The organism is Lactobacillus melliventris (genome assembly GCF_013346935.1).
Classification (GTDB): Bacteria; Bacillota; Bacilli; order Lactobacillales; family Lactobacillaceae; genus Lactobacillus.
The window spans coordinates 89,223-111,963 of sequence record NZ_JAAEEB010000003.1 but is presented as its reverse complement, the minus strand read 5'-3'; the positions used below and the strand labels follow the sequence as shown (position 1 = coordinate 111,963).

Genomic DNA, 22,741 nt, shown 5'->3' with positions numbered 1-22,741 from the left:
CTTTTTTTTACTTAAGATTTGGGATAAGGAATTACTTCTACCTGATTTTCCTGCAACTTCTTTTTAAAAGTAGAATCACAGAGAATTGTCACTTCTTTAATTCGAGGTATATTAAATGAAGAACCAAAGTAAAGTGTTTCATCCACAAATGCGGGATGAACCATAAACTCAGTAATTTGATTTTCTTGCAGACGATCAAGAACAGCTTGTATTTCTGTTAAACATTGTTCTTGGTCTGCATGATAAGATTTATCCAAACTGCGAATATGCGGGTAATTCATCAGATCATCAAAACCAGCAATTCCTCTTTGATAAGACAACTTAACTTGATCTTCGATACCGTAGCAATTTCTAACCGGTAACTGATACTTATCAGAAATACGCTGAATAAGAGCTAAGTTCTCAGGAAAAGAATGAACATGGTGGTGACTATCTAAATGAGTCAGCTTCACTCCTTTACTTAACAAGAAATCGACTTGCGCGCACCACTCACGGTAAATTTCCTCCGGATCCATTTCACTGCGGTGTTTTTTATAACCAGCTAAATGGTAGAATTCGCCATTAGCATCAACCAGCGTTTTGGCATCCGTCATTGGTTTACCAGTCGTAATGTTAAGGTGACAGCCAACTCCTAAGTCCTTGTTTTCACTTGCTAATTTGATTGCCTCTAAACAACCCGGCATATTTGCCATAAGCGTTGTGGAAGAAACCATCCCATCTTTATACGCTTTAATAACTCCTCGATTTACGGCCAGTGAATAACCAAAATCATCGGCATTAATAACAACTTGCTTCATTCACACACACCTTTCAAATCATTTAAAACGCTTTCTTTCAACAAAGTTAATATAGTATAATAAAAGCGCAATAACAATAAAACACATGAATTATGATGTGATTTTCAAAATGGGAAAATATTTTCAAGGTAGTGTGATAAATGACAAAAATCTTTCAAATTGACCGGTTATTCCCTAATAATCATTTGCGTCATCAAGATATTAAAGTGATTGAGTCGATCGTTGACTCCATTATCGCCAACGATAGCTTAGATATTCGCTACATAGCGAAGAAAAATTATCTGTCAACTGCTTCAATCAGCAGATTGGTCAAGCGCGCTGGTTTTGCTAACTTTAAAGAATTTATCTTTTTCCTTTCCTCTCGTTACAAAACTCATCCGCTAAAGACCTTTGCCAACCTGCCATTTGTTCACTGTAATTTAAGCGCTGAATTAGTTGCTGATTTTTTCAATAAAATTAAGCTGGAAAAAAGAACTTATTTATTTGGTGAGGGCTTTTGCAAGATTTTAGTTAATTACACTTACCGCAAACTATTACTTAAAAAAATTTATGGTGTAGACCTGGATGGCGTTGAAATCTCAATTGTATCTGATCAATCGCCTCATACTTTGATTACGTTCTCACAATCTGGAGAAAATAAAAATGGTTTGATCAAAATTGCAGGTTGTAAGAAGGATGGCGGCGACATTATTACCATTACTGCTACACCACACAGCACTTATGCCAATATAGGTGACTTAGCCTTCGTCGTAGAAAGTGGCAGTGGTGTACCCGATTCTGAGAACACAAGCCTAAACTATTTTTATGGCAATACTATTAATTTAATTGAAAATATTGTTAGTCAGTATTTATAATTAATTACAAAAATTAATACATTTATGCATGACATTTATTTTTTCTTTTAGTATCAATAACTTTAACTTAGCCTTCTTAGAATCAAGCTAATTTTTCACAAAGATCAATAATAATTCGACTGGTAAAGAATATAGTTGGTATAAACAATTAGTCGTAAAAAAATGCTCCAATAATTAGATTACCTATCCAACTATTCTGGAGCACTTCACTTACTCTAAATTGAGAGCGCCATATTGTAAAGTCTTACTTTTATGAAATTTACATATTAATACAAGCATAAAAAAGCTGGTAAATTATGTTTTTAAACATTCATTTACCAGCTTCTTTTTTAACACTTATTAATATGATATTAAAAATTAAACAATTTTAGTTATAAAGCTGCCTTAACAGCTTGATTGACAGCATCCTTTTCAGCATTAATCAAGTCAACCTTGGACTCAATGTTCTTAGTATCCATTCTGATCTCACGACCAAGACCCGGCTGATCAACCTTTGGCTCAAAGAATTCTTTGAATTCTTCCAATCTCTTTTCAGTATGGAAAATGTTTGAAGCCACAGTAATATAAGTGGTAAATTCCATATCACCACCGACTGTTTTTTCCAGCCATGACCATTGGTCCCGTAGCCAATCCCAAGCAAATTGTTCGCCTTTTGGATTGGCCAAGACATTCGCAAACCAAGAACGCAAATCTTGAGGCTTAACGACTGCAGCATTTTCAAAATTCTCAATAAGTTCCTTGATTTCAGCGGGATCTTTAGTGCTAGTAATACCATCAGTAAGATCGTCCTTATAGTTAGGATCGATGGCAGCTTGATATTCTTTAAGCAAACGGTCAACTAAGCCTGACTCATTATAATTCTTAACTTCATTCATTAAAACATATGGTCGAACTGAAGCATCAATTTCGTTTAAGTTTTGCTTGTGTTCAGTAAAAATTTGGTGACCATCTTTTATCACAGCAGAGTTGTCGGCATACAATGACAAAGCTATTTCTAATGGACGAATTCTCTTGTCATCGTCTGTATCGGAAGCTTGTGCCTGCCAGCCCAACCGTTCGACTTGCTTTTGGGTCAATTTATTAACGAATGCCTTAAAATCTTTTTCTGCAGGTGAATTCGGAGTAACAAATTTACGCAATGAACGAACACTGGAAGATAACGCACTAATGACAATATATGACTTAGAATGCGCAAATTTTGGCAGTAACGGGACAATCTCAGCGTATGAAATTTGTTTACTTTCTGCTAAAAGTCCCAAGTCTTGCAGTAATTGTAATTGATCAACCGGCTTCAACTTAGTAAATTCAGCCATAATATCATTCATTAAGGTTTCATCATAATTAACAATGAAGTGCGAACTATTGCCTACATTTACACGTAAAGCGTGACCGGCAGCACTGCGCAACTCTTGATAATCTCCTAGATCCAGTTCTCTTTCAGACATAATTTGTGGTGCCTTAAAGTTTGCATTCAATGGAATAGCCCACTTACGTCCAACATCTTTGCCTTCACCAATGAAGAATTGCTTTTGGCTCAAAATCAAGTGACCAGCTGAGTTTACTTTGGCGGAAACTACTGGGTAACCCGGTTGATCAAGCCAAGTATGCATGATCTTGCCAATATCTAAATCAGTAGCAGTTGAAAGGGCGTTCCATAAATCATCACCGGTGGCGTTGCCATAATGGTGCTGTTCAAAGTAATACTTAAGGCCCTTGCGCAGGGCATCGTCACCTAAGAGTGCCCGTACCATAACCAGCATCCTTGAACCTTTAGCGTAAACAATTGCACTATCAAAAATTGAATCAATATCAGCTGGATGTTCCACATCAACGTGAACGGATTGGACACCATCAGTGGCATCTCGTTTTAAAGCTGCTGGTACTTCCGAAATTTGGTAAAGATTATCCCAAACATGCCAGTTTGGCTCTAAAGCATCAACTGAAACATATTCCATCATGTTGGCAAAACTTTCATTGAGCCACAAATCGTCCCACCACTTCATAGTAACTAAATCGCCAAACCATTGGTGCGCTAATTCATGAGTGATAACAGTTGCCACATAAGCTTTTTGGTACGGAGTTGCATTATCAGGATCAAGCAAAATTGCGACTTCACGGTATGTGACTAGTCCCCAGTTTTCCATTGCTCCGGCAGAAAAGTCAGGCAGCGCTAATTGCCAAGAATGTGGTAGCGGGTACTTGGTTTGGTAAAATTCTTCGTAAAATTCAATTGCCCGTTTTGCGATATCCAAAGCAAAGTCTAATTCCTTAGCTTGATGTGCTTTAGTCGCAAAAACTCCCACTTTAACGCCGTCTTTGGTTTCAGTAATCTTTGATTGTAATTCACCAAAGGCAAAGGCAATCAAGTAGCTGGACATTCTAACGGTTTGAGCGAAATAGTGCACGCCATCTTCAACTTTAACTTCTGGCATGTTGGCAATTGTAGTTTCTCCCTCATGCTCATCATACTTAAGTGCTAAAGAAAAAGTTGCTTTGGCTTCCGGCTCATCAACACATGGGAAAGCCTGACGCGCAGCTGTTGTTTCAAATTGAGTACCGATAATCTGTTTTTGCACACCATCAACTTGATAGTATGAAGGATAAATCCCCATCATAGAATCGGTCAGCGGTGCAGAATACTTAATCTCAACCTTTACCTTACCAGTTTGGCCCAGTTCGATTGCAATTGCTTCTTTTTCGTCATTGACAGTGAACGGTACTTTTTTGCCCTCACTTGTTACTGAAGCAATCTTCATATATTTCTGATTAATTAAAATAGTATTCTCAATTGCTTCACCGGTAATTGTTGAAGTACCCTTAATACTTTTCTGCTCCCGATTAATGTCTATGAATAAATCATAGTGTTCAGGGTGAAAAGTTTCATAAAAATGTTTAGCAGCCATATTTACCTCCTAAAATACTAATTACTACCAATTTTAACAGACAAAAATAAAAATGACATTAAAACATTCATGTAAGTAATAATTAGCTTTATTAAGATAAATTTTTTCAAAACTAGTAGAATTATTAAATTTTTCAAAAATTTTGTAAGAGTTGCGTGTTATTTCTGTAACAACAATGACACATTGACTGTGTATTATTAACCATAGAATTAATACAGTTAATTGTGGGGATTGAAGATATTGAAGAAAAGTAAAAGTTTAATACTTAAGTTAATTACAGCATTGGCGCTATCATTTAGTTTCGTCACTGCTTTGGAAACTACTAATAATAATTCGTGCACGCAAACGGTACAAGCTGCCAAGATGTCAAAAGCAGAACGTGCAGCCAAAAAATGGATTGCAATGCGTGAATCAGGTGGCAATTATTATGCACGTAATGGCGTTTGTTATGGCAAATACCAATTAAACATTGCTTATCTAAACGGTGATTATTCTAAGAAGAATCAAGAAAGAACCGCTGACAGATATGTTTACGGTCGTTATGGTTCATGGGTTAACGCTAAGAACTTTTGGCTAGCCCACCACTGGTATTAATAAGTATCTCTTTAATGCACTATCCCATTAAAAAACGCAACCTAGCTAATAGTTAGGTTGCGTTTTTATATGTATTTAATTTAAGCAAATGTAAATATCTGTTTAACAGGATATCTAACAGATTTCACTTCGGGTTCTTCATCTTTAGGCCTTTTGCCGACTGCAATTGCCATAACAGGTACAAAACGTTTAGGATCAAGTCCAAAAGTTTCAGCTGCCTTCTTGATGTCATAACCACCGATAGGGTTACTTTCGTAGCCATGGCTTCTTGCTACTAACATAAATTGCATTGCTGCTAATGCTGAATCAATTGACGAATCCATTACTAAAGTTTGATAGTCTGCATGTTCATACAGTGGAAGAAATGTACTGAATACCTCATCTAATTTTGCTTTATCAATCTGACCATTATGATATGCTTTTGTCCATAAGTCACGATAAGACTTATAAGCCTCAGTATCTCCAAATAATAAAACCATGGCAGAACAAGTTTCTACTTGAGGCATATTAAATTTCATAAAATAACTTTTCAGTTTTTCCTTGCCTTCAGGCGTGTCGACTATTACAAAATGCCAGGCCTGCAAATTACATGCGGATGGTGCTGTGGCAGTCTCGTCAATCATTTTTTCAAATTCTTCATGTGAAATTTTTACTGTTGGATCAAATTTTCTTACAGATTGTCGATTAAATACCACATCTTTAAAATTGTTATTTATAATTTTATCGTCTTTCATTACTATCCCTCTTCAACTTCATGTGTTTCTTCCATAAATGGGGCTAAGGCTTTTAGATCAGGTCCTTTACCACTAGGAATATTTTCGGCTCTTGCAACAATCGCCGGATTCATACCTGGATGAGTCAGAATATAGAATTTATTATCTTCAAGAGCCTTAAAAATAATCTTTGGTACATTGTCTAAAGGCATTCCAGTAGTAATATCTTTTTTAGCTTGCTTTTGACCTTCCTTAAATGTTTCACTAGCATAATAAGGATCACTTTTATCAGTATATTTCTCTGGACGATGTTCTTCGGTATGATATAAATCTGTTTTTACGAATGCTGGACAAAATACATGTAAACCAACGTTTGCTTCTTCAGCCTGTAAATCATATTCAACTGCTTCAGTCATTCCTACAACAGCGAACTTAGTAGCATAATATGCAGGCATTAATGGACTTGTAATAAGCCCAGCCATTGAAGCAACATTTAAAATGTCGCCATGTCCTTTTTGCTTACGCATAATTGGGATTACTCGTTTTAATGCCCAAACTTGGCTCATCAAATCAGCGTGTAATATCCACTCCCAGTCACGTGTAGGAAGTTCCCAAATTGGTCCAGGAATTGCAACACCGGCCGAGTTAATTAACAAGTTAATTTCTCCATATTCAGCCATAGTTTTTTTAACCATAGCGTCAATATCCTTTTCTTCGGTTACATCAGTTGGAATACTGATCACTTTTGCACCTATTTTTTTAATATCATTTTCTGTCTTACTCAGTGCTTCCTTATCTATATCAGCAATGGCAAGTTTCATACCTCTTTGAGCGGCCTCTAATGATAATGCTTGTCCAAATCCATGACCTGCACCAGTAATCAATGCTACTTTATTCTTAAATACTTTCATATGCATTCCTTTCTATTTGTATTTGTTATCAAATAACATTTCTTACATCATCTATATTAAGCGCTTGCATAAAAAATAAAATATACAACATCAATAATTTGTTAGATGTTTAACAAATTCGCTAAATTGTTATAAGTTTTGTTTCAGTATTTATTTTTATCTTTACTTGCTACCTTTAAAGAATGAACAATAATATTTTTCTGGGTTCTACAAAACTGTTTTTTCATTTCTTTTGGCGACTCTTGTTGCCCATTACCTAGCCAATCAAGAACAATTTCAGTAAAGCCTCCAGTAAAAAAATGTGCAATAAAATTACGGTCTTCTTTTCTCACATGTAGGTTTTCCTTGCTTATGATTTCATCAATATATCCAAAAAGAACATTTATTTGTGGTTCTCTAAAAATAGTATCAAATTGTTTAATATCCAAGTTCTCGTAAAAAGCTTTGCCTAACGAAGGATTTTCATAAAAGTATTGGAAAATATTATAAATATCGTTATCCCAACTGTCGTAACCCTGTGATTTATTTAGAAGATCAATAATTTCGTTTTTAACTGTCCATTTGATCAGGTCTGGTATATCTTGAAAATGATAGTAAAAAGTGGGCCTGCTTTTATTGGTTAAGGTTAACAATTGTTTTACAGTTATTGAATCTAATGACTCTTTTTTAAGCAATTTTTTTAACGCCTGAGCAAAATCTTTTTTAGTATTCAATGATATTTCTTTATTTTTCATTTTTATTTATATTTTTTACACTATAATTCTAATTAGAAAACTTTCCAGCAATTACTTATTCTCTTCAACTATTTGCCTAACTTTTGCATACCGCTCATCCCATTTATTAATGATTAAGTTATCGTATTTCTGTTTTAATAAAAAGTCGAGCAAGTCCTTTTTATCAGGTCGATCTAAAAACAAATATTTTTGCGGAACAACTATTTCAGGCATAACTGCTCGCAAATGTTTGAGAGAAATTTTTTTAACAGCACATGATTTTAAAATAGGCATAATGCAGCCATCATCTTTAGGCATAAAATAGTCATATATTTCTCCATAATCGTCTTTTTGAATTTCTTGGCCTATCTGAGCTAAAGTAGCAGCATTACTGCGAATCAAAGGTGCACATTTGATAAATAGTTGTATCCCGCCATTACTACCGGTAGTATAAACAAAAGCCTGAAAACTATCTTTAAAAAAACTCTTGCGGTATTCAATTATTTTTTGTCCCGTTACAATTTCTTTTACGTATTCCTCATGCAGAGATAATAATAAAGTAGGTAAAAACGGATCATAAACTTCATCTTTTATTGTACACATTATCAATAATACCTTTCTTTGTTACTAGCTTTTCGTTACTTATGCTCATCATAAATATGTTTAGTTAAACAAGCAACTCTATATAAAAAGGAAATCAAAAAAGATAGTCTAAATTATTTTCATAAAAAAACTGAGCTGTACCCCAACCGTTGAAGTACAGCTCAGTTTTTCTAATCATCTTATGCTCTGTGCCTTAATAAATGAACTTTTGCGGGTTCACCTTTTAACCAAGTAGCAAAGAATGCATAGCCGAAGACCATCAAAGCAACTACAGCCGCCAAAATAATCATATTATTATTGTCCAGCGAAATTGCTTGCTCTTCTTCTAGCAGATTCTTTGACTCATTAACTTGATTGCATAATCCAAAGAATAACATGATTAGACTGCTTAGAGTTAGTAAGCCATTAACTGCCGTTAAAATTTTTATCTTCGTTAGCTTCAAAAAATCATGTCCTTTCTTTCGATTTAAATACCGGTATTATATACCCTCTGGAAATAAATGCAAGACCTTTGCTTAAAATAATTTAAATTTTTTATTTCTAATATGAGTATTATTATAATTTTATAATTAAAACTTCTAAAACCGAACAAAAAGAAGTACAGAATCTGTACTCCCTTTTATTGCCATTCACTTGTTAACCATTCCTGTGCCAGTTCAAACCAATGAGCAGCGTGCGGATTTTCTTGCCATTCTCTGCCTTTAACTACCATATCTTTTCTTGCCAAGGAAAAGCCGTGACCACCACGATTGAAAATATGAACTTCACATGGAACTTTGTTATCATGTAAAGCTTCCGCATACTCAAACGTGTTAGTAACAAGAACCACTGGGTCATCCCAGGCATGGAAAATAAAGGTTGCTGGCGTATTAGTGGTTACGCCCAAAGAACTATCCTTGATAAATTCATCTTGCGGAACTTTATCCTGCTCATCTTCTGGGATGTCAAAACCAATTTTGGTCAAGTTAATTAAAGGATAGCCTAAAATAGTTTTATCAGGCAGAACATCTTCACTCTTAAAGCCAAACTCTTTCTGATACTTTGAAGAATTAGCCATACTGTTGGCAAAACTAGTTACGTGACCACCAGCGGAAAAACCAATTGTGACTATTTTGTTTGGATCAATCTGATATTCTTGTGCATGTTCGCGAAAGTACTTAACAGTAGTCAAAACGTCCAGACCTGCATCTGGGTAAATATCGCCTTCATCCTGAACCAGGTTATATTCCATGACCACGCTGTTAAAACCACAGTTATTGAAAGCCAGCGCTACAGGTTCACTTTCTCTTTGGGACAAATGATCGAAGCTGCCTCCGGGAACTACAATTGCCAGGGGGTGTTTTGGTGTTACCAGCTCGCCAATTGACCCCAAAGTGTATGTGTGCAAGTTGAACTTGCGTTGGTTAAAATTAGTTAATGTTAAATCATTTACTTTCATTTTTCTCCCCCACTTTTACCATGTTTTTTGCTAAAAAGGTTGTTGCTAATGGTACAGTTAATAATACACCAATTAAAGAGTACATTATAATCAAAGCTTCATTAACAAACATTTTTTCATTTAGTACTTCGCCTAAAGTGTAATTCAGACGAATGTACCATAAAAATAATGAAAGGAAGCTGCCAAACATTCCAAATAAAATAGTATTCATTGCTGTTCCCAAGACGTCATTACCAATTTTGGCTCCACTAGCTTTCAGATCTTCATACGAAATTTCTGGATTATGCTTTTTAATTTCCAATAAACCTGAACTCATTGATACAGCTGCTTCAGCTACTGCACCAAGTGTGGAAAAGATAGCAACTGCTACTGCAATTAAGGGATAACTTAAACCCGGCATTTGCGATAAGCCAACCAAAATTTCACCAGCTTCTGGTCCAAGTCCGGCAGCTTGCGCTAACCATTCAAAACCCAGAATGATTAAGCTGGCTGCTAAACAAACAACTAGAGAAGAATAAAATGAATTTTTAGCAACCTGATAATCATGCGTGCCTAAGAAAATAATAGTTACCAGCTTTAAAGGAACGAAAATCAAAATCAGAAGAGGGATACTGATACCCCAAGAAATCAAAATAGCTACTAAGATTAATAGTAAAGTGTTGATTAAAACACTAAAGAAACTACGAATTCCAGTTTCTCCACCTACAATCGTCATTAAGATTGCTAGCACGATCAGTAAGGCAGTTAATGTACTCATTCTTCAATCCCCGCTTTCCGCTTTTTCTCTTCTAAAAACAGCAAGCTGCAGCCAGTAGCAAAGACAACCGTTAAAACTATACCAATCGCTGAGATAATACTCTGTGTGACGCCAAGTGAAAGAGTAAAACCAAAGGTAGAACGCAAAGTGTTATTATCTCGCAAATAGATAATAGTCATCGGCAATTCTTCAGACATAAAGATTAATACCAAAACATTAATCAGAGGTCCCATGATTTCCTGACCCATAGTACGTCCACTTTTAATTAATTGCTTGGCAGTTAAATCAGCTTTAGTCTGAATTAATTCATAAAGACTGGAAATAATATCAGTAGCTTCATCCATTACAGCCCCTAAAATGCCCAGCAAGGTTTGTGCTAAAAAGATGCCGCGAGGATCTTGGGTGGCGTAATCTCCCGTTTCGTATTTGATCTCCGATTCACCGGTCAGGCGCATAATCAAGTAACACAATGCAAAAGAAACAAAAGTACCTAGAATTGTCGCCAACCACGTTGCCAGCATTTTACGATTAAAGCCTTGAACAACCAATAAACTAAAGAATGAAAAAACAATATCAGCCAAACCAAACAGCAAGACAATATAAGAACCGTTAAGTTTGATATCCAGCATGATCACCAGGTAGAAAATCGCCCAGCTGAGTATCATTGATGCAATTAAGTTAAATGATTTTTTACCGGCAACTGCGACCATTAGCGTTGACGTTACAGTCAAAGCTAAAACCAAAACCCAGTCTCGTTTAGGATCCTGAATAACCGGTTCACCATGTTTAACATTGACCAACACTCTCTGTCCCGCGCGAAATTTCTGCGTAACTAATTGCGAGGGGTAATATATATTAGTAGTTTTATAGGTTTGACCCTTAAACTTACCTGACAAGACTTTTAAATGAAGGACCTGCTTTCTGGTTTCATCTTTATTACCATAGACATCTGTACTTTTTTCTTCTAAAGTATCCTTAATCTTAGTATCGGTAATTACAGCCACATCATTTTTAGAATAAATATCTGTCGCAAAATAGGTACAAGCTGTTAGAATCAAACCTATAGCTGCAATTAATACCGCAAATAAGTAGCGCTTTTTAATTTTTTTCAACCAAATCATTCCAATCGATTTATACTTACCTACTGTAACTTAAAAACAGCCATTAAACATAAATTTTAAGCTAAGTTTGCAAAATTTAAATATTATAAAAAACGACTTTTAAGTAAAAGCCGTTTTTTTAAGACCTACATATCTAAGAATCGTTGCCACCAATGAGTCTTTTCTTGCTCAACCTGCATGTCTGCTAATGTTCGGTGAGTATTGGTACTAGCACCTTTCTCGGCATTTTCTTTAGCTTTAGCCAAAATTTCCTCATGCATTTGCTCGCTTGACTTTTCTTCGTCTTGTGCAACCTGAGCTCGTTTTTCAGCCGCAGTTAATGGTTTAGTATCAGGCATTTCGTCTACATCTGTTATGTCATCATCATTGGTTACGATTCCTGAAATATCAGGCAAAACACTAAAATCATCTTCTGGACTAGTAGTTTTAGGAGCAGGCTTTTCCAACTCTTTTTGCTTTTCCAATAACTGTTTATTCTGCTTTTCGATATGATCCAATTGCTTTTGCAGATTACTCAGTGCTGTATTCTGCTGGCCAATTGTTTGCTGTAAAGCATTCAGTAATTTCACCATCTGAGAAGTAGACATTACTTCCTGCTTTTTGTCATCTTCAGGTTTTTCAGGCTTATCTTTTTTAGCAGTAACCGCAAAAACCTGTTGAGCAGCTTCCTGTAAGGTTAAACCGTTATCCTGCGCCAATTTGTGAAAGTCTTCCAAATCCTGCACATCCTGCTTGCTATATAAACGCGCATTTTGCTTTGTTCTGGCATAATAATCAGTCTTACCAGTAACTTTTTCCACAATTAAAGAATATTTACGTAATGTAGCAACACTAATGTGCAAGTGTTTAGCCGTTGCCGAAGGTGCGGTTAATTCTTCAAAATTATGCTTATCTTCATTCATCAGATATACTCCCTAGCACAATTAATTAACCAATTTTATGTAACAACTTTTTCTTATGGTCAAAACGCTCCTGCGCTTTTCCAATTAAGCGGGTAATCAGTTCAGAATACGAAATACCTGCTTCTTCAAACAGCTTAGGATACATACTAATATTAGTAAAACCGGGGAGCGCATTAACTTCTGTCAAAATAACTTTATTATCACTAGCACGTAATGTCGAATCAACTCGAGCCAGGCCACTGCATTCTGTAACTTGATATACTTTTAAAGCATTTGCTCTAACTTTATCTACAATTTCTTGAGGTAATTTTGCCGGAATTTGCAAGGTAGTAGTGGAATCAGCATCATACTTATTTTCATAACTGTAAAAAGTTCCAGCTGCATTGATAATTTGGCCTACGCCTGAAACAATTGGCTTGTCATTACCTAAAACAGCAGTTTCAACTTCTGTACCATGAATGGTTTCTTCAATTAAGACCTTGTCATCATATCTAAAAGCGTCAGCCAAGGCATTATCAAATTCTTCTTTATTGGTAACATGATGAACGCCAACTGAAGAGCCTTGGTTTGACGGCTTAACAAATAAGTCAGAGCCTAGTTTCTCACTGACTTTATCATAATCGCGTTTGGCATTAGCAGCGTCTTCATATTCAAAGCGTTTAATCGCAATCCAGTCAGCAACAGGAACGCCAACACGCTGTGCTAAAATTTTGGTAAATTCCTTGTCCATGGTTACAGCAGAAGCTAACACGTCATCACCAACAAAAGGTTTATTCAAGATTCTGAATAGCCCTTGCAGACAACCGTCCTCACCTAAATTACCATGCACAATTGGAAAGAAAACATCAATTTCCGGTAAATTTTGCAGTTGAATTAAGTTTGAAATATTGGCCACTTCATGTGGATTCTTAATAGTGTATTTAGGATCTTTTAAAACTTTAAATGAATCCTCTTCGCTTGCTAAATAGCCATCATTGGTTATCCAAATTGGGTGAACATCAAACTTATTTTGGTCAATCGCATTATAAATATTGTGGCCTGACATGATTGAGACTTCATATTCAGATGAATTTCCACCAAAAATTAAACCAACTTGTGTTTTCTTAGTCATTATTTTTACCTCTTAGCATTATTTCTTAACTTTTTATTATACGGCAAGAAAAACCCGAAGAATTGTAATTTAGACAATTTTTTAGGATTATTTTTATTATAAGCAAAAAGCCTTGTATAAGGCAAAATCATAAACAAAAAATTTATACTATATTAAAAAAATAACTTTTTATTCCCAGGTTATTTCATAAAGCTTATTTATTTTTGTGGGATGCTTGCCAGGATTAACCCGATCAAAAGACTGGTGGTAGGCTATGGTCAAATAGATATCATTACTAGCAACCAGTTGTAGGCCTTCTAGCTCAGTATAATAACCGGCTATCTCTAATTCACTTTTATGAGACAAATCAATTAGTTCCCACTGTGACGGACTGACTGCATTCCAAGGAATTTTAACAATTTTGCGATTTTGGCCCAATCTGTCGTCCGCAAACTGACTGGAAATATAGATATTCCGATTATTGTCAATGGCAAACCCCTGCAATGAGCCTACCAATCCCATGCGACCAGATAAATGTGGTATTTTAAATGCAGCAATACAATTTACCATTCTGATATCAACATGTTTGGTTAACGTTGTTGCTTCATCAAGAGCATTATTAATATCGTTTAAATAGTAGAGTGCAAAATAGCCGGTAAAGTCATTATCCCCATAGGCTATTAAAAAGTAACGTAAATCTGGTGATACAGTAACTTCTACACGCGCAAATTGATCTCCACTACAACTGACACCAAAATCAGCTCCTGCGTAATTTAAATTGGATAATCGCGGTCGCATTTTGGTATTCGAAGTAATTTTAAAATATCGTGGCAATTCAATACGTGCAATTTGTTTAGACCAGCTGGACCAACCTGAATTCAAATCATTTGGCTTGATGCCAATAAACCACTGCCCATTTCTTCCTGCATACTCCAAAGTTTGTGTATGACCTGCAGCCGTTCCAGCTAAATGTAAAACTGGTAATTCCTTATTAAAAAGAGTATTACTGTTATTTTGGCCACGATAAACAAAAGTATCTCCAGCTACATGTTGCAAAACATAGGCATAGCCATTATTAATAGTAGTTTTCTGTACTACTACTTGCCGCAAATCTTTATCTACCGGGCCGGTTATCCCATCCCAATCATCTAAGTTACTGCTTAAGCTGATACTGATATTTTTTGCCAGCTGCATATTTGCATTATTAATCAAAATACTTTGTCCTCATAAAAGCCTTGTGCAACAAATTATTAAACATCACTATTTTTTTCAATCTTAATAATAGTTAATTTGATTTTGCCTTATAATTTATACTAAAGAAAGGAGAGCTCTTTAAATGATAAAGAAAATTTATACTGCCCTCTTGTGCTTACTTTTCATTTTTCCATTTAGTAACACCAAAGTTTATGCGGCAGAATTCACTCCTGACGAAATAAATAAGGTAACCCATTTACAACAGGAATATGCACAGCTTGATAATACCACTTTTAATTTTAATAATCTTTATCTGAGCAAACCCCAGTTTAAAAACAGATTTAAACAAGGCACACTCGTTCCTGCTTACCTCAATAGTCAATTAGCCTACACCAACTATTATAGACAGCTATTTGGCTTGACTCCTATTAAAGAAAATTCTCAGGATAATATTGCTGCGCAAAAAACTGCAGCTGTACTGGCCGCACTTAATGCTAACCCTAGGATTAACCAACATAGCCTGCCTTTTGAAAAGCGCCCGAAAGTAATTAATAAAAACGTTTGGCAGCTAGCTCGCAACATTTCGAGCAAAGCTAACCTTAATTTCAATACTAGTGATCAATCAGCTGGTGATGTTATTACTGATCTGATAACCGACCAATATAATTTAACAGGCGCTGACACTGGTCACCGAGCATGGCTATTATCAACACGCCTAACATCAACTGGAGCAGGCGCTGCGTATGGTAAAAATGGCTACCGCTATTCTGTTCAAAAAGTTTTTAATCCTGATGATGTTTTTCGTATTCCCAGTCAAGAAATGGTAACTTATCCTAGCAGCGAAGTTTTTCCAATTGAACTTTTGCAAGGTCAAAATATTGCCTGGTCTGTCTATCTTTCAGATCAAAGCTTTAAAGGCAATCCAATAATTACCATTACTGATAAGGATACTGCCCAAACTTATCAGGCTAAAAATGTCCATAATTACAGTAAGAGTGGCTATGGCAATTTTGAAACTATTATCACTTATTATCCTGGATCAATCCCGCTGGTTGTTGGTCATGAATATGAAGTAAAAATCTCAGGTTTGACCAGTTATACCTTTAAGCTGTTTCAACTTAAAAATCCTTCTGAATCAATTCAATAATAAAAACCTCGAAAAGCTGTTTTTTTCGAGGTTTTAGATATTTTTGAACTGAGTAAAACTTTAAAGGTAGCGTGCAACAGCAGTCAACAAATCTTTTTCATTATTAACTATGGTTCCATTAAGCTTAATCAAACCAGTAGTATACAAGTTAACATAATGAAATTGATTTTCAGCAATCTGAGTTAGAGCGTGCAGTTTTTTTTGATTAGTAGCGCCCTGCTGGCGTGTATCAGTGTATAAGCCAATTATGGGAATCTCTTTTGCATAAGCCACACCTATTTCACTGGCAACACCATTATCAATGCTAAGTCCATCAAGAACCGCAACCATCAAATCACTATTGAGTAATTTTGCGGTATCTGCCTGGGCGATCATTTTAGAATCAGCATACGCTTGTTTATCATTAATTGACGCGTTTTCTTGAGGTAAATATAAATCAATGGCATCATCTATTTGCCGAATTTTTGCCGCTAATTGCGCGTTATAATTAATTTCTGCTTGTGAAAACAAGGCATTTGCAAAATAAATTTTCATATGAGCTTCCTTTGGTAAAAATGACCAATTGCTTTTTAAGCCAAGCTACTTAATTGTTTGGCGAGCTAATTTCCCACGGAATTGCGCTTAGGATATAAAGAATGACACCTACAATGACAAAATCTAGGAAAATACTGCTGCTAATTTCCAATACATAACCTAATACAGCTAAACTTTCAACGTTAAAAATTACGGGAATAACTGCCAATACGCCCGCAATTAATATTAACCAAAACCCTGCCCACATACCAGACGCGGTAACTTCGTGGGTCAGCATTTTTGAATTTAAAAATAACTTCATATCACTTATTAATGACCGCAAACTAATAATAGCCATTATCAGTATAATTACATTAACGATTAATAAAATAAAAGCCACATTGCCCCCAAGTGTAACCGTATTCAGATTAAAAGCATCTATTACGTCATATGGGGCATTGTTTTCCTGCTCTTTTAGTTTTTCTTGTACTAACTGGGCATCACTAGATACGCCTTGATCAACATTTAAATCAATGTCATGCAAAATTTGCTTGGCTAATTTCATATTACTGAATTTAAACCATGGTATACCCAACGTATAGTCAATAATATGGTCAGCAATTGGCTGTGTTTGCTTAGTAGTCAACAAATTAGCGTTGCCATTTTTATTAGCACCAATTATTTCTGCTAAAGTATCAAAGTGCTTGTTGATCTGCCTGACAACTACAGCCTCATTGCTATTGTTTCTAATTTGCCCTTTCATGAAAAAGGGATTTAGGAAAGTAGCGGTAATCATGGTTAGCGACACAATCAGAAAGATAATAAAGGACAGAACTTTTTTATAATCCTCGTTCTGCTCTTTATTTATTCTGTGCAAACCATCTCGCGCGCCATTTGCCATATTTTTCCTTTCTAACAGACAATCTCCTTGTCTTCATCAAACATTGTATCTATTGCATGATGTATGGTCTTAATATCGGTAGATTCGATAATTTCATGACCTTCTTTAAGCGCCTTATCAATAGTAGATTCTGAGCAATGTAAGAAACTATACATAAATGATTTTGTACCATAATCTGCTATTTCTTCAGGAGAAACGTCATAATCTTTATTGTCATAATATAGACGACTGATACCTGTCACGGCAAAAGCAATCCCCAGCCGTACTTCTTTCGGATCAAAGTCAACGTGGTTAAATAGCTGTTTCTCCTTTAACCAATCATTAATGGTATTACTCCAAAAATCTAACGACTCGTTACTTTTAAACACCTCTGTAATAATGCGCTTAAGACCTTCATCTTTGATCCCCAGCATTTCAATTGCATAAATAAAGGCTTTAGTGCGAGCACAAACTTCGTCTTCCTTGCTAACACCAAATTTTTGCACCTGCTTATCTAATGTATTGAGAATATTGCGCACTACATCAGTAATCAAGTTTGATTTATGGGGATAATACGATTGCAGTAAGGATTTGGAAATTCCCGACTTTTCTGCAATCATTTGAAATGAAACACTATCCATTCCATTTTCTCTAATTAAGTGAAATGTATTACTTAAAATTGTACGTCTTCTTTTGTAATTTTTACGTCGTGCCATAATGTTTTCTCAGCTCCTATACATTTTGCCTTAATTATACCAATGATATAGAATAAATAAACAAAAAAGGCACCGGTATATTATATGCTTATAATTTATACTAAAGAGAAAAATGTTAGCAGTAAGCCATTTAATATGTCTTTACTTTAAATCACTTTCACTTAACAAATGCATTGAGCGATCATTATATACATAATTAATTCCTCGCGCCAAAAGCAAATCAACAGAAATACGAACCATTCTGTCCGGATAATGGCTATGCTTAATTGTGTCAGTCACTACAATTTGTTCAATTGGTAATTCATTTAGAACTTCGAGCGCGTTTTGTGAGAGCAGTGCGTGTGTGGCAGCAACATAAACCTTCTTTGCACCTGCTGCTAAAACAGACTTGGTTGAAGAGGAAATACGCGATCCTGTATCAATTAAGTCATCTACAATAATACATTTCTTGTCTTTAACATCACCGATCATATCATGTACATCAGCGTCATAACGGGCACGGCGCTGATCTACAATTGCGATGGGAGCATCAAAGCACTGGCCAAAGTTACGAGCAAGTTTAGCACCAGAATGATCCGGTGAAACAACGACAATGTCGTCTTCGTCTTTAGAAGCGATGCCATTATCAATAAAATATTGCGCTAATAATGGCATAGCGTGCAAATGATCAACTGGAACATTATAAAAGCCTTGGATTTGTGAAGCGTGCAAATCAAGTGCGATTAAATGATCCATACCAGTAATTTGTAATAAATTAGCTATGAGTTTAGCAGTAATTGGTTCCCGTGAACGAGTTTTGGTATCTGAGCGTGAATAAGCCAGATATGGTACTACTACATTAACCCTATGCGCTGAAGCACGATGCAAGGCATCTAAAACAATTTCTAATTCCATAAAGTTTTCATTTACAGGATCTTGAATTGACTGAATGACAAAAACATCACACCCCCTGACACTTTCGCCAATATTAACTTGAATTTCGCCATCGCTAAAATGCTGCACAGCAGTTTCGATTAATGGCTTTTTCAATATTTGCGCAATTTTTTCATTTAAAGCGGGATTTCCGCCCAGCCCAATTAGCTTCATTGGGTGCATTAACTGAAGAAGTTCTTCCTTGTTCATAGCTACCTCGTTTTTTAAAAAATACAATCTTTGCAAGTCTATTATAACCAAAAAAGTCCTTAGTGCCTAGAAAAGTAATAATTCAAGCAAAAAGCCGAAGATACTTTCGGCTTCTACTATGCGAATTTACTCTTAATTCTAAAAATTTAATGACCTATTGGAAAAAGTCTTCCATTAAGTTTAGTAATTTGAAACTCTTTACGGCGTAACTTTCATGTTTTTGCCTGGGCATGACCAAAAGCTGTCCTTGAGGAATAATTTGACTATACCAGCGGACATGCTCTACTTTAACCCAGTCTTTTTCACCTACTACACAATAGGTAGGTATTTTAATTGCCTTTAAGCTGTCAACCGACATAAAGCTCTCTGATAATTCTACTTTACTGTCTCGGTTCATGCGTAAGAAGCGCAGAAAACCTTCAGTCAGATAGTGGTAAGGCCTGATGCCATTACCGTTAACAAAAACACCTGCTATCATCAGCTTTTTAAAGATATCTTGGTCTTGACTTGCCAGCATCATTGCCACTAAGCCGCCTGCATCAAAGCCAAAGCAATAGCAGCCTCTGATATGAACCTGCTTAATAAAAGCCGCAAGGTCTTCAACTTCAGTCTGGTAGTGTTCTGCCGCTTCTCCCTGACTCAGACCATGACCCCTCATATCCAGCACATAAACCGTGTAATAAAGAGACAAAGGAGCCACTATCTGGTCAAACATGCCGCCATCTAAATGGTGTCCGTGTAATAGAAGAAGTGGCGCGCCCTTACCTAATTTACTGTAATAAAGTTCATTACCATTTACTTTTTCTCTCATCTTTGGTCTCTCTCACTAGCCTCAATCAACTTCTGATTAGAACCATTTTCCTTCTTATGTTCATGCCACAAGCTACGGATAATAATTTTAGCAATTATGTAATTCGCTTTAAAATTATCAGGAATCATTTTTGAATTAAAGTGATGAACCATGCTGTCTTTGCGTTGCCAGTAATGATATAAAGGCTTGCTATCACAATAAAAGCCCTCTGTTAAAGCCAAGTATTGGACATTAAATATTTGATCTTCCATGAAAGCTAAGTCTTTCTTAAAGCTAAGATGATTCTGGCGCACAATTGACAATTTATAACCCTTGTTCCAGGTGTAGCCTTTAACAGGAGTAGCCAAGCAGTGATTATCACATAAAGAACCAAATGGGTTGCTGATTAACTGGTACGTTCTAGCCTTGCCTTTCATCCCTTGCACAACTTTTTTAGTTGCGGGAACTGAATCCGGCTTATTTTCGTAATCAAGCCAAAAGCCACAGGAAACCATTGCTGCATCGGGATGATCATGAAAAGCATTCACAAAAAATGCTGTATAACCGGAATCTACCCAGTCATCACCATCATGGAAAGTAAAATATGGTGTATCAACGTTTGCAATACCTACATTACGTGCATCGGATAAGCCACCATTATGTTTGTTTATTATTTTAAAGTAGCGGAATTTTTCGCGATAGCTCTCAGCTATTTTTCTACTATTATCGGTTGAACCATCATTGACAATTAACAACTTAAAATTCGGATCATCTTGCTGTGCTAAATGATCAAGTGCACGAGTTAAATATTTTGCAACATTGTAAATTGGCATGATGACAGTTAATTCAGGTTGCTGAGTCATAGCTCCCTCCTTCACTTTTGTTATTATACCATCTTAAATATTAAAAATAACGTAAAGTAAGTAGTACATAACTATAATTTAAACTTTTGCGTTTATCATTTAGTATAATTAAGGACAGTTAAAAGGAGGGAAATAACTGTTTATAATTTTATAGAATATTATAGTTAAAAATAGGCAATTGCTATATAATAATCTTAAGAAAGAACAAAACATAGAAAGGATTGTTATATGGCTAGCTATAAGATTGGTGAAATGGCTAAATTGCTTGGTGTTACTGTCCGTACTTTACAAAAGTGGGATAGTAATAAAACATTAGTTGCACACCGCACACCAACTAATCGTCGCTATTACACTGAAGAACAAGTCGAACAAATTTTGCATAAATCCGGTAGTAAGCAGAAAGGTAAAATTATCGCTTATGCTCGAGTTTCAACTTATGGGCAAAAGAAAGATTTGCAAAATCAAATTGATTTTATTCAAACCTTTTTAAATGCCAAGGGCATTATTATGGATGAAGCAATAACTGATATTGGCAGCGGATTAAATTACAAGCGTAAAGCTTGGAATAAGCTACTTGAAGAAGTCGAAGCAGGTAAAGTAAGTGAAATTTATATTACCTATCAAGATCGTTTTATTCGTTTTGGTTATGATTGGTTTGCTGGTTTTTGTAAACGACATGGTACTAAAATAATTGTTTTAAATCGTAAAAAGACCTCTCCTGATCAAGAATTGGTTGATGACTTAGTAAGTATCATTCAAGCTTTTTCTTGTCGCTTATACGGATTACGTAAGTATAAGAAGCATTTGGAAGCTGATAAAAGCTTAGTTGAGGAAGATACTGATGATAGTAACTAAAACTCAATTAGTCAGATTATGTCCTAATCAGATAATGACTAAGCAGCTTGTAGCCTTGTGCGACTATCGTCGTTATTGTTGGAATCAGGGCTTAGCTACTTGGAATGATATGTATGAAGCTAATACCATTAATCCAATAGATAACCCTAAGCCCAACCAATATCGAGTACGTAATGAATTAGTCGCTAACAAAGAAGATTGGCAAGATAAATTATCAGCTCGTTGCTTGCAATTAGCAATTAAAGATTTGGCACAGGCATGGCAGAATTTTTTTGACAAAGCTCAACCTGATTGGGGCAAACCACAATTCAAAAGCAAAAAGGCGGCCCGTCAAGGCTTTAAAACAGATCGAGCTAAGATTATTAATGGCAAATTACGTTTAGACCGTCCTCGAGGAGTGGTTAAAGAAGACTGGTTTGATATTAAACTAGCAGAAAAGCCACAAATGACGAAATTGTTAACCGTTAGTATCTTAAAAGAGAGCGGACATTATACAGCAGCTTTAACTTATCAATTTGAGCCTAAGGTAAAGGCAAAAACTGGTCAAAAAACTGCAGTTGATGTAAATATTGGTCATTTTAATTGGACAGGCGGTAACTTACAAGTTTTACCTAGGAAACTAGTTAAACTATATGAGCGTATCAAACATTATCAACGTCAACTGGCACGTAAGCGAACAGTAAATGGTTTAAAAACAGCTCTTAAAAGTTGTAATTACCAAGCAGTGAAAAACAAACTGCAACGTGATTATCGTAAAGTTAATAATATTCAAACTGATTTACTGCAAAAGTTCACGACTAAGTTAGTAACTGATTACGATCAAATTGTCATTGAAGATTTAGATGTTAAAGCAATGAAAATGGGAATAGCATCTAAAGGTTTACATCGTTCAATGTTTGGAAAGTTTCGGCAGGAATTAGTTTATAAGTGCAAGTGGTATGGTAAAGAATTGGTTTTAGCAAGCCGCTTATACCCATCCACACAACGTTGTGCTAACTGTGGTTACATTAAAACTGGTCCAGAAAAGATCACGCTAGCAGGCAATGTTAAGCACCATACTAAGCACAATGAGTATATTTGTTATCAGTGTGGCTATAAAGCCGATCGTGATGAAAATGCGGTGCGTAATTTATTAGCACTAGCCAAGTAAAAAGTAATAATGGGGCAGGATATGTCCTCAAGCTGTAAGAGTTAGTCAATGTGATCACCTCAAGAGAGATATCAGAAAACTAATGAAGACGACAGTAAGTAAAATAAAGAAAGGA

The 22,741-nt window shown here is 35.7% G+C and carries 24 protein-coding genes; 5 read left to right on the top strand and 19 right to left on the bottom strand.

The window, feature by feature from the left end; translation table 11 throughout:
* Positions 1-11: 11 nt before the first annotated feature.
* Entirely contained in the window at positions 12-797 is a 786-nt protein-coding gene (locus tag GYV61_RS03510; RefSeq protein WP_174794808.1) for a carbohydrate deacetylase, read from the bottom strand.
* Between the two features lie 140 nt (positions 798-937).
* Here GYV61_RS03510 and GYV61_RS03505 point away from each other — a divergent pair, with 140 nt between their 5' ends.
* Positions 938-1,651 carry a MurR/RpiR family transcriptional regulator gene (locus GYV61_RS03505; protein WP_174794807.1) on the top strand — a complete coding sequence of 238 codons (714 nt, stop codon included), beginning with the start codon at positions 938-940 and terminating at the stop codon, positions 1,649-1,651.
* A 371-nt stretch (positions 1,652-2,022) separates the two neighbouring features.
* Here GYV61_RS03505 and GYV61_RS03500 read toward each other — a convergent pair whose 3' ends face one another.
* Positions 2,023-4,554 (bottom strand): M1 family metallopeptidase, encoded by a 2,532-nt coding sequence (locus GYV61_RS03500; RefSeq protein ID WP_174794806.1) that lies wholly within the window; start codon positions 4,552-4,554, stop codon positions 2,023-2,025.
* A gap of 237 nt (positions 4,555-4,791) precedes the next feature.
* Here GYV61_RS03500 and GYV61_RS03495 point away from each other — a divergent pair, with 237 nt between their 5' ends.
* A complete protein-coding gene (locus tag GYV61_RS03495) occupies positions 4,792-5,148 on the top strand; it encodes an aggregation-promoting factor C-terminal-like domain-containing protein (RefSeq protein ID WP_174794939.1) in 357 nt (118 codons plus the stop codon).
* Positions 5,149-5,228: 80 nt separating this feature from the next.
* On the opposite strand, the gene GYV61_RS03490 is transcribed toward GYV61_RS03495, so the two are convergent.
* The 11 genes from GYV61_RS03490 to GYV61_RS03440 all read right to left on the bottom strand — a co-directional run bounded on the left by GYV61_RS03490 (position 5,229) and on the right by GYV61_RS03440 (position 14,608).
* A complete protein-coding gene (locus GYV61_RS03490) occupies positions 5,229-5,882 on the bottom strand; it encodes a nitroreductase family protein (protein ID WP_110445489.1) in 654 nt (217 codons plus the stop codon).
* 2 nt (positions 5,883-5,884) lie between these two features.
* Entirely contained in the window at positions 5,885-6,772 is an 888-nt protein-coding gene (locus tag GYV61_RS03485; protein WP_174794805.1) for an SDR family NAD(P)-dependent oxidoreductase, read from the bottom strand.
* Positions 6,773-6,915: 143 nt separating this feature from the next.
* Positions 6,916-7,506 (bottom strand): TetR-like C-terminal domain-containing protein, encoded by a 591-nt coding sequence (locus GYV61_RS03480; RefSeq protein WP_174794804.1) that lies wholly within the window; start codon positions 7,504-7,506, stop codon positions 6,916-6,918.
* 51 nt (positions 7,507-7,557) lie between these two features.
* Positions 7,558-8,088: a hypothetical protein gene (locus tag GYV61_RS03475; RefSeq protein ID WP_174794803.1), complete on the bottom strand. Its 531-nt coding sequence runs from the start codon at positions 8,086-8,088 to the stop codon at positions 7,558-7,560.
* Between the two features lie 179 nt (positions 8,089-8,267).
* On the bottom strand, positions 8,268-8,531 hold the full coding sequence (locus tag GYV61_RS03470) for a hypothetical protein (RefSeq protein ID WP_046324173.1): 264 nt from the start codon (positions 8,529-8,531) through the stop codon (positions 8,268-8,270).
* A 176-nt stretch (positions 8,532-8,707) separates the two neighbouring features.
* Entirely contained in the window at positions 8,708-9,526 is an 819-nt protein-coding gene (locus tag GYV61_RS03465; RefSeq protein ID WP_174794802.1) for an alpha/beta hydrolase, read from the bottom strand.
* Entirely contained in the window at positions 9,513-10,283 is a 771-nt protein-coding gene (locus GYV61_RS03460; RefSeq protein ID WP_174794801.1) for a YibE/F family protein, read from the bottom strand. Before GYV61_RS03460 ends, GYV61_RS03465 begins: the two co-directional genes overlap by 14 nt.
* Positions 10,280-11,404, bottom strand: a complete 1,125-nt coding sequence (locus tag GYV61_RS03455; protein WP_420870797.1) for a YibE/F family protein — start codon at positions 11,402-11,404, stop codon at positions 10,280-10,282. The genes GYV61_RS03460 and GYV61_RS03455 overlap by 4 nt, the downstream gene beginning before the upstream one ends.
* 125 nt (positions 11,405-11,529) lie before the next feature.
* The gene (locus GYV61_RS03450; protein ID WP_174794799.1) at positions 11,530-12,306 is read right to left on the bottom strand and encodes a MerR family transcriptional regulator; all 777 of its coding nucleotides are present in this window, start codon (positions 12,304-12,306) and stop codon (positions 11,530-11,532) included.
* Positions 12,307-12,331: 25 nt separating this feature from the next.
* Complete coding sequence (locus GYV61_RS03445) at positions 12,332-13,417, bottom strand: D-alanine--D-alanine ligase family protein (RefSeq protein ID WP_174794798.1); 1,086 nt, start codon at positions 13,415-13,417, stop codon at positions 12,332-12,334.
* A gap of 168 nt (positions 13,418-13,585) precedes the next feature.
* Positions 13,586-14,608, bottom strand: coding sequence for a helveticin J family class III bacteriocin (locus tag GYV61_RS03440; protein ID WP_174794797.1), 1,023 nt, complete (start codon positions 14,606-14,608; stop codon positions 13,586-13,588).
* A 124-nt stretch (positions 14,609-14,732) separates the two neighbouring features.
* On the opposite strand from GYV61_RS03440, the gene GYV61_RS03435 reads away from it, so the two are divergent.
* Complete coding sequence (locus tag GYV61_RS03435) at positions 14,733-15,737, top strand: CAP domain-containing protein (protein ID WP_174794796.1); 1,005 nt, start codon at positions 14,733-14,735, stop codon at positions 15,735-15,737.
* Positions 15,738-15,797: 60 nt separating this feature from the next.
* Here GYV61_RS03435 and GYV61_RS03430 read toward each other — a convergent pair whose 3' ends face one another.
* The 6 genes from GYV61_RS03430 to GYV61_RS03405 form a co-directional block, all read right to left on the bottom strand.
* The gene (locus tag GYV61_RS03430; protein ID WP_174794795.1) at positions 15,798-16,271 is read right to left on the bottom strand and encodes a nucleoside 2-deoxyribosyltransferase; all 474 of its coding nucleotides are present in this window, start codon (positions 16,269-16,271) and stop codon (positions 15,798-15,800) included.
* Positions 16,272-16,320: 49 nt separating this feature from the next.
* The gene (locus GYV61_RS03425; protein WP_174794794.1) at positions 16,321-17,151 is read right to left on the bottom strand and encodes a hypothetical protein; all 831 of its coding nucleotides are present in this window, start codon (positions 17,149-17,151) and stop codon (positions 16,321-16,323) included.
* 11 nt (positions 17,152-17,162) lie between these two features.
* A complete protein-coding gene (locus GYV61_RS03420; protein WP_174794793.1) occupies positions 17,163-17,846 on the bottom strand; it encodes a TetR/AcrR family transcriptional regulator in 684 nt (227 codons plus the stop codon).
* A gap of 141 nt (positions 17,847-17,987) precedes the next feature.
* A complete protein-coding gene (locus GYV61_RS03415; protein WP_174794792.1) occupies positions 17,988-18,968 on the bottom strand; it encodes a ribose-phosphate diphosphokinase in 981 nt (326 codons plus the stop codon).
* Positions 18,969-19,122: 154 nt separating this feature from the next.
* Positions 19,123-19,779, bottom strand: coding sequence for an alpha/beta fold hydrolase (locus GYV61_RS03410; protein WP_174794791.1), 657 nt, complete (start codon positions 19,777-19,779; stop codon positions 19,123-19,125).
* Positions 19,776-20,621 carry a glycosyltransferase family A protein gene (locus GYV61_RS03405; protein WP_174794790.1) on the bottom strand — a complete coding sequence of 282 codons (846 nt, stop codon included), beginning with the start codon at positions 20,619-20,621 and terminating at the stop codon, positions 19,776-19,778. Before GYV61_RS03405 ends, GYV61_RS03410 begins: the two co-directional genes overlap by 4 nt.
* Before the next feature lie 228 nt (positions 20,622-20,849).
* On the opposite strand from GYV61_RS03405, the gene GYV61_RS03400 reads away from it, so the two are divergent.
* Together GYV61_RS03400 and GYV61_RS03395 are read left to right on the top strand one after the other, a co-directional pair.
* Positions 20,850-21,476, top strand: coding sequence for an IS607 family transposase (locus GYV61_RS03400; protein WP_174794789.1), 627 nt, complete (start codon positions 20,850-20,852; stop codon positions 21,474-21,476).
* Positions 21,463-22,626, top strand: coding sequence for an RNA-guided endonuclease InsQ/TnpB family protein (locus tag GYV61_RS03395; RefSeq protein WP_174794788.1), 1,164 nt, complete (start codon positions 21,463-21,465; stop codon positions 22,624-22,626). The genes GYV61_RS03400 and GYV61_RS03395 overlap by 14 nt, the downstream gene beginning before the upstream one ends.
* The last annotated feature ends 115 nt before the right edge of the window (positions 22,627-22,741 follow it).

Excerpts from the sequence above, each read along its gene's own strand:
- GYV61_RS03510 (WP_174794808.1), bottom strand. The coding sequence starts at position 797 with ATGAAGCAAGTTGTTATTAATGCCGATGATTTTGGTTATTCACTGGCC.
- GYV61_RS03505 (WP_174794807.1), top strand. The coding sequence starts at position 938 with ATGACAAAAATCTTTCAAATTGACCGGTTATTCCCTAATAATCATTTG.
- GYV61_RS03500 (WP_174794806.1), bottom strand. The coding sequence starts at position 4,554 with ATGGCTGCTAAACATTTTTATGAAACTTTTCACCCTGAACACTATGAT.
- GYV61_RS03490 (WP_110445489.1), bottom strand. The coding sequence starts at position 5,882 with ATGAAAGACGATAAAATTATAAATAACAATTTTAAAGATGTGGTATTT.
- GYV61_RS03485 (WP_174794805.1), bottom strand. The coding sequence starts at position 6,772 with ATGAAAGTATTTAAGAATAAAGTAGCATTGATTACTGGTGCAGGTCAT.
- GYV61_RS03480 (WP_174794804.1), bottom strand. The coding sequence starts at position 7,506 with ATGAAAAATAAAGAAATATCATTGAATACTAAAAAAGATTTTGCTCAG.
- GYV61_RS03475 (WP_174794803.1), bottom strand. The coding sequence starts at position 8,088 with ATGTGTACAATAAAAGATGAAGTTTATGATCCGTTTTTACCTACTTTA.
- GYV61_RS03465 (WP_174794802.1), bottom strand. The coding sequence starts at position 9,526 with ATGAAAGTAAATGATTTAACATTAACTAATTTTAACCAACGCAAGTTC.
- GYV61_RS03460 (WP_174794801.1), bottom strand. The coding sequence starts at position 10,283 with ATGAGTACATTAACTGCCTTACTGATCGTGCTAGCAATCTTAATGACG.
- GYV61_RS03455 (WP_420870797.1), bottom strand. The coding sequence starts at position 11,404 with ATGATTTGGTTGAAAAAAATTAAAAAGCGCTACTTATTTGCGGTATTA.
- GYV61_RS03450 (WP_174794799.1), bottom strand. The coding sequence starts at position 12,306 with ATGAATGAAGATAAGCATAATTTTGAAGAATTAACCGCACCTTCGGCA.
- GYV61_RS03445 (WP_174794798.1), bottom strand. The coding sequence starts at position 13,417 with ATGACTAAGAAAACACAAGTTGGTTTAATTTTTGGTGGAAATTCATCT.
- GYV61_RS03435 (WP_174794796.1), top strand. The coding sequence starts at position 14,733 with ATGATAAAGAAAATTTATACTGCCCTCTTGTGCTTACTTTTCATTTTT.
- GYV61_RS03430 (WP_174794795.1), bottom strand. The coding sequence starts at position 16,271 with ATGAAAATTTATTTTGCAAATGCCTTGTTTTCACAAGCAGAAATTAAT.
- GYV61_RS03425 (WP_174794794.1), bottom strand. The coding sequence starts at position 17,151 with ATGGCAAATGGCGCGCGAGATGGTTTGCACAGAATAAATAAAGAGCAG.
- GYV61_RS03420 (WP_174794793.1), bottom strand. The coding sequence starts at position 17,846 with ATGGCACGACGTAAAAATTACAAAAGAAGACGTACAATTTTAAGTAAT.
- GYV61_RS03415 (WP_174794792.1), bottom strand. The coding sequence starts at position 18,968 with ATGAACAAGGAAGAACTTCTTCAGTTAATGCACCCAATGAAGCTAATT.
- GYV61_RS03410 (WP_174794791.1), bottom strand. The coding sequence starts at position 19,779 with ATGAGAGAAAAAGTAAATGGTAATGAACTTTATTACAGTAAATTAGGT.
- GYV61_RS03405 (WP_174794790.1), bottom strand. The coding sequence starts at position 20,621 with ATGACTCAGCAACCTGAATTAACTGTCATCATGCCAATTTACAATGTT.
- GYV61_RS03400 (WP_174794789.1), top strand. The coding sequence starts at position 20,850 with ATGGCTAGCTATAAGATTGGTGAAATGGCTAAATTGCTTGGTGTTACT.
- GYV61_RS03395 (WP_174794788.1), top strand. The coding sequence starts at position 21,463 with ATGATAGTAACTAAAACTCAATTAGTCAGATTATGTCCTAATCAGATA.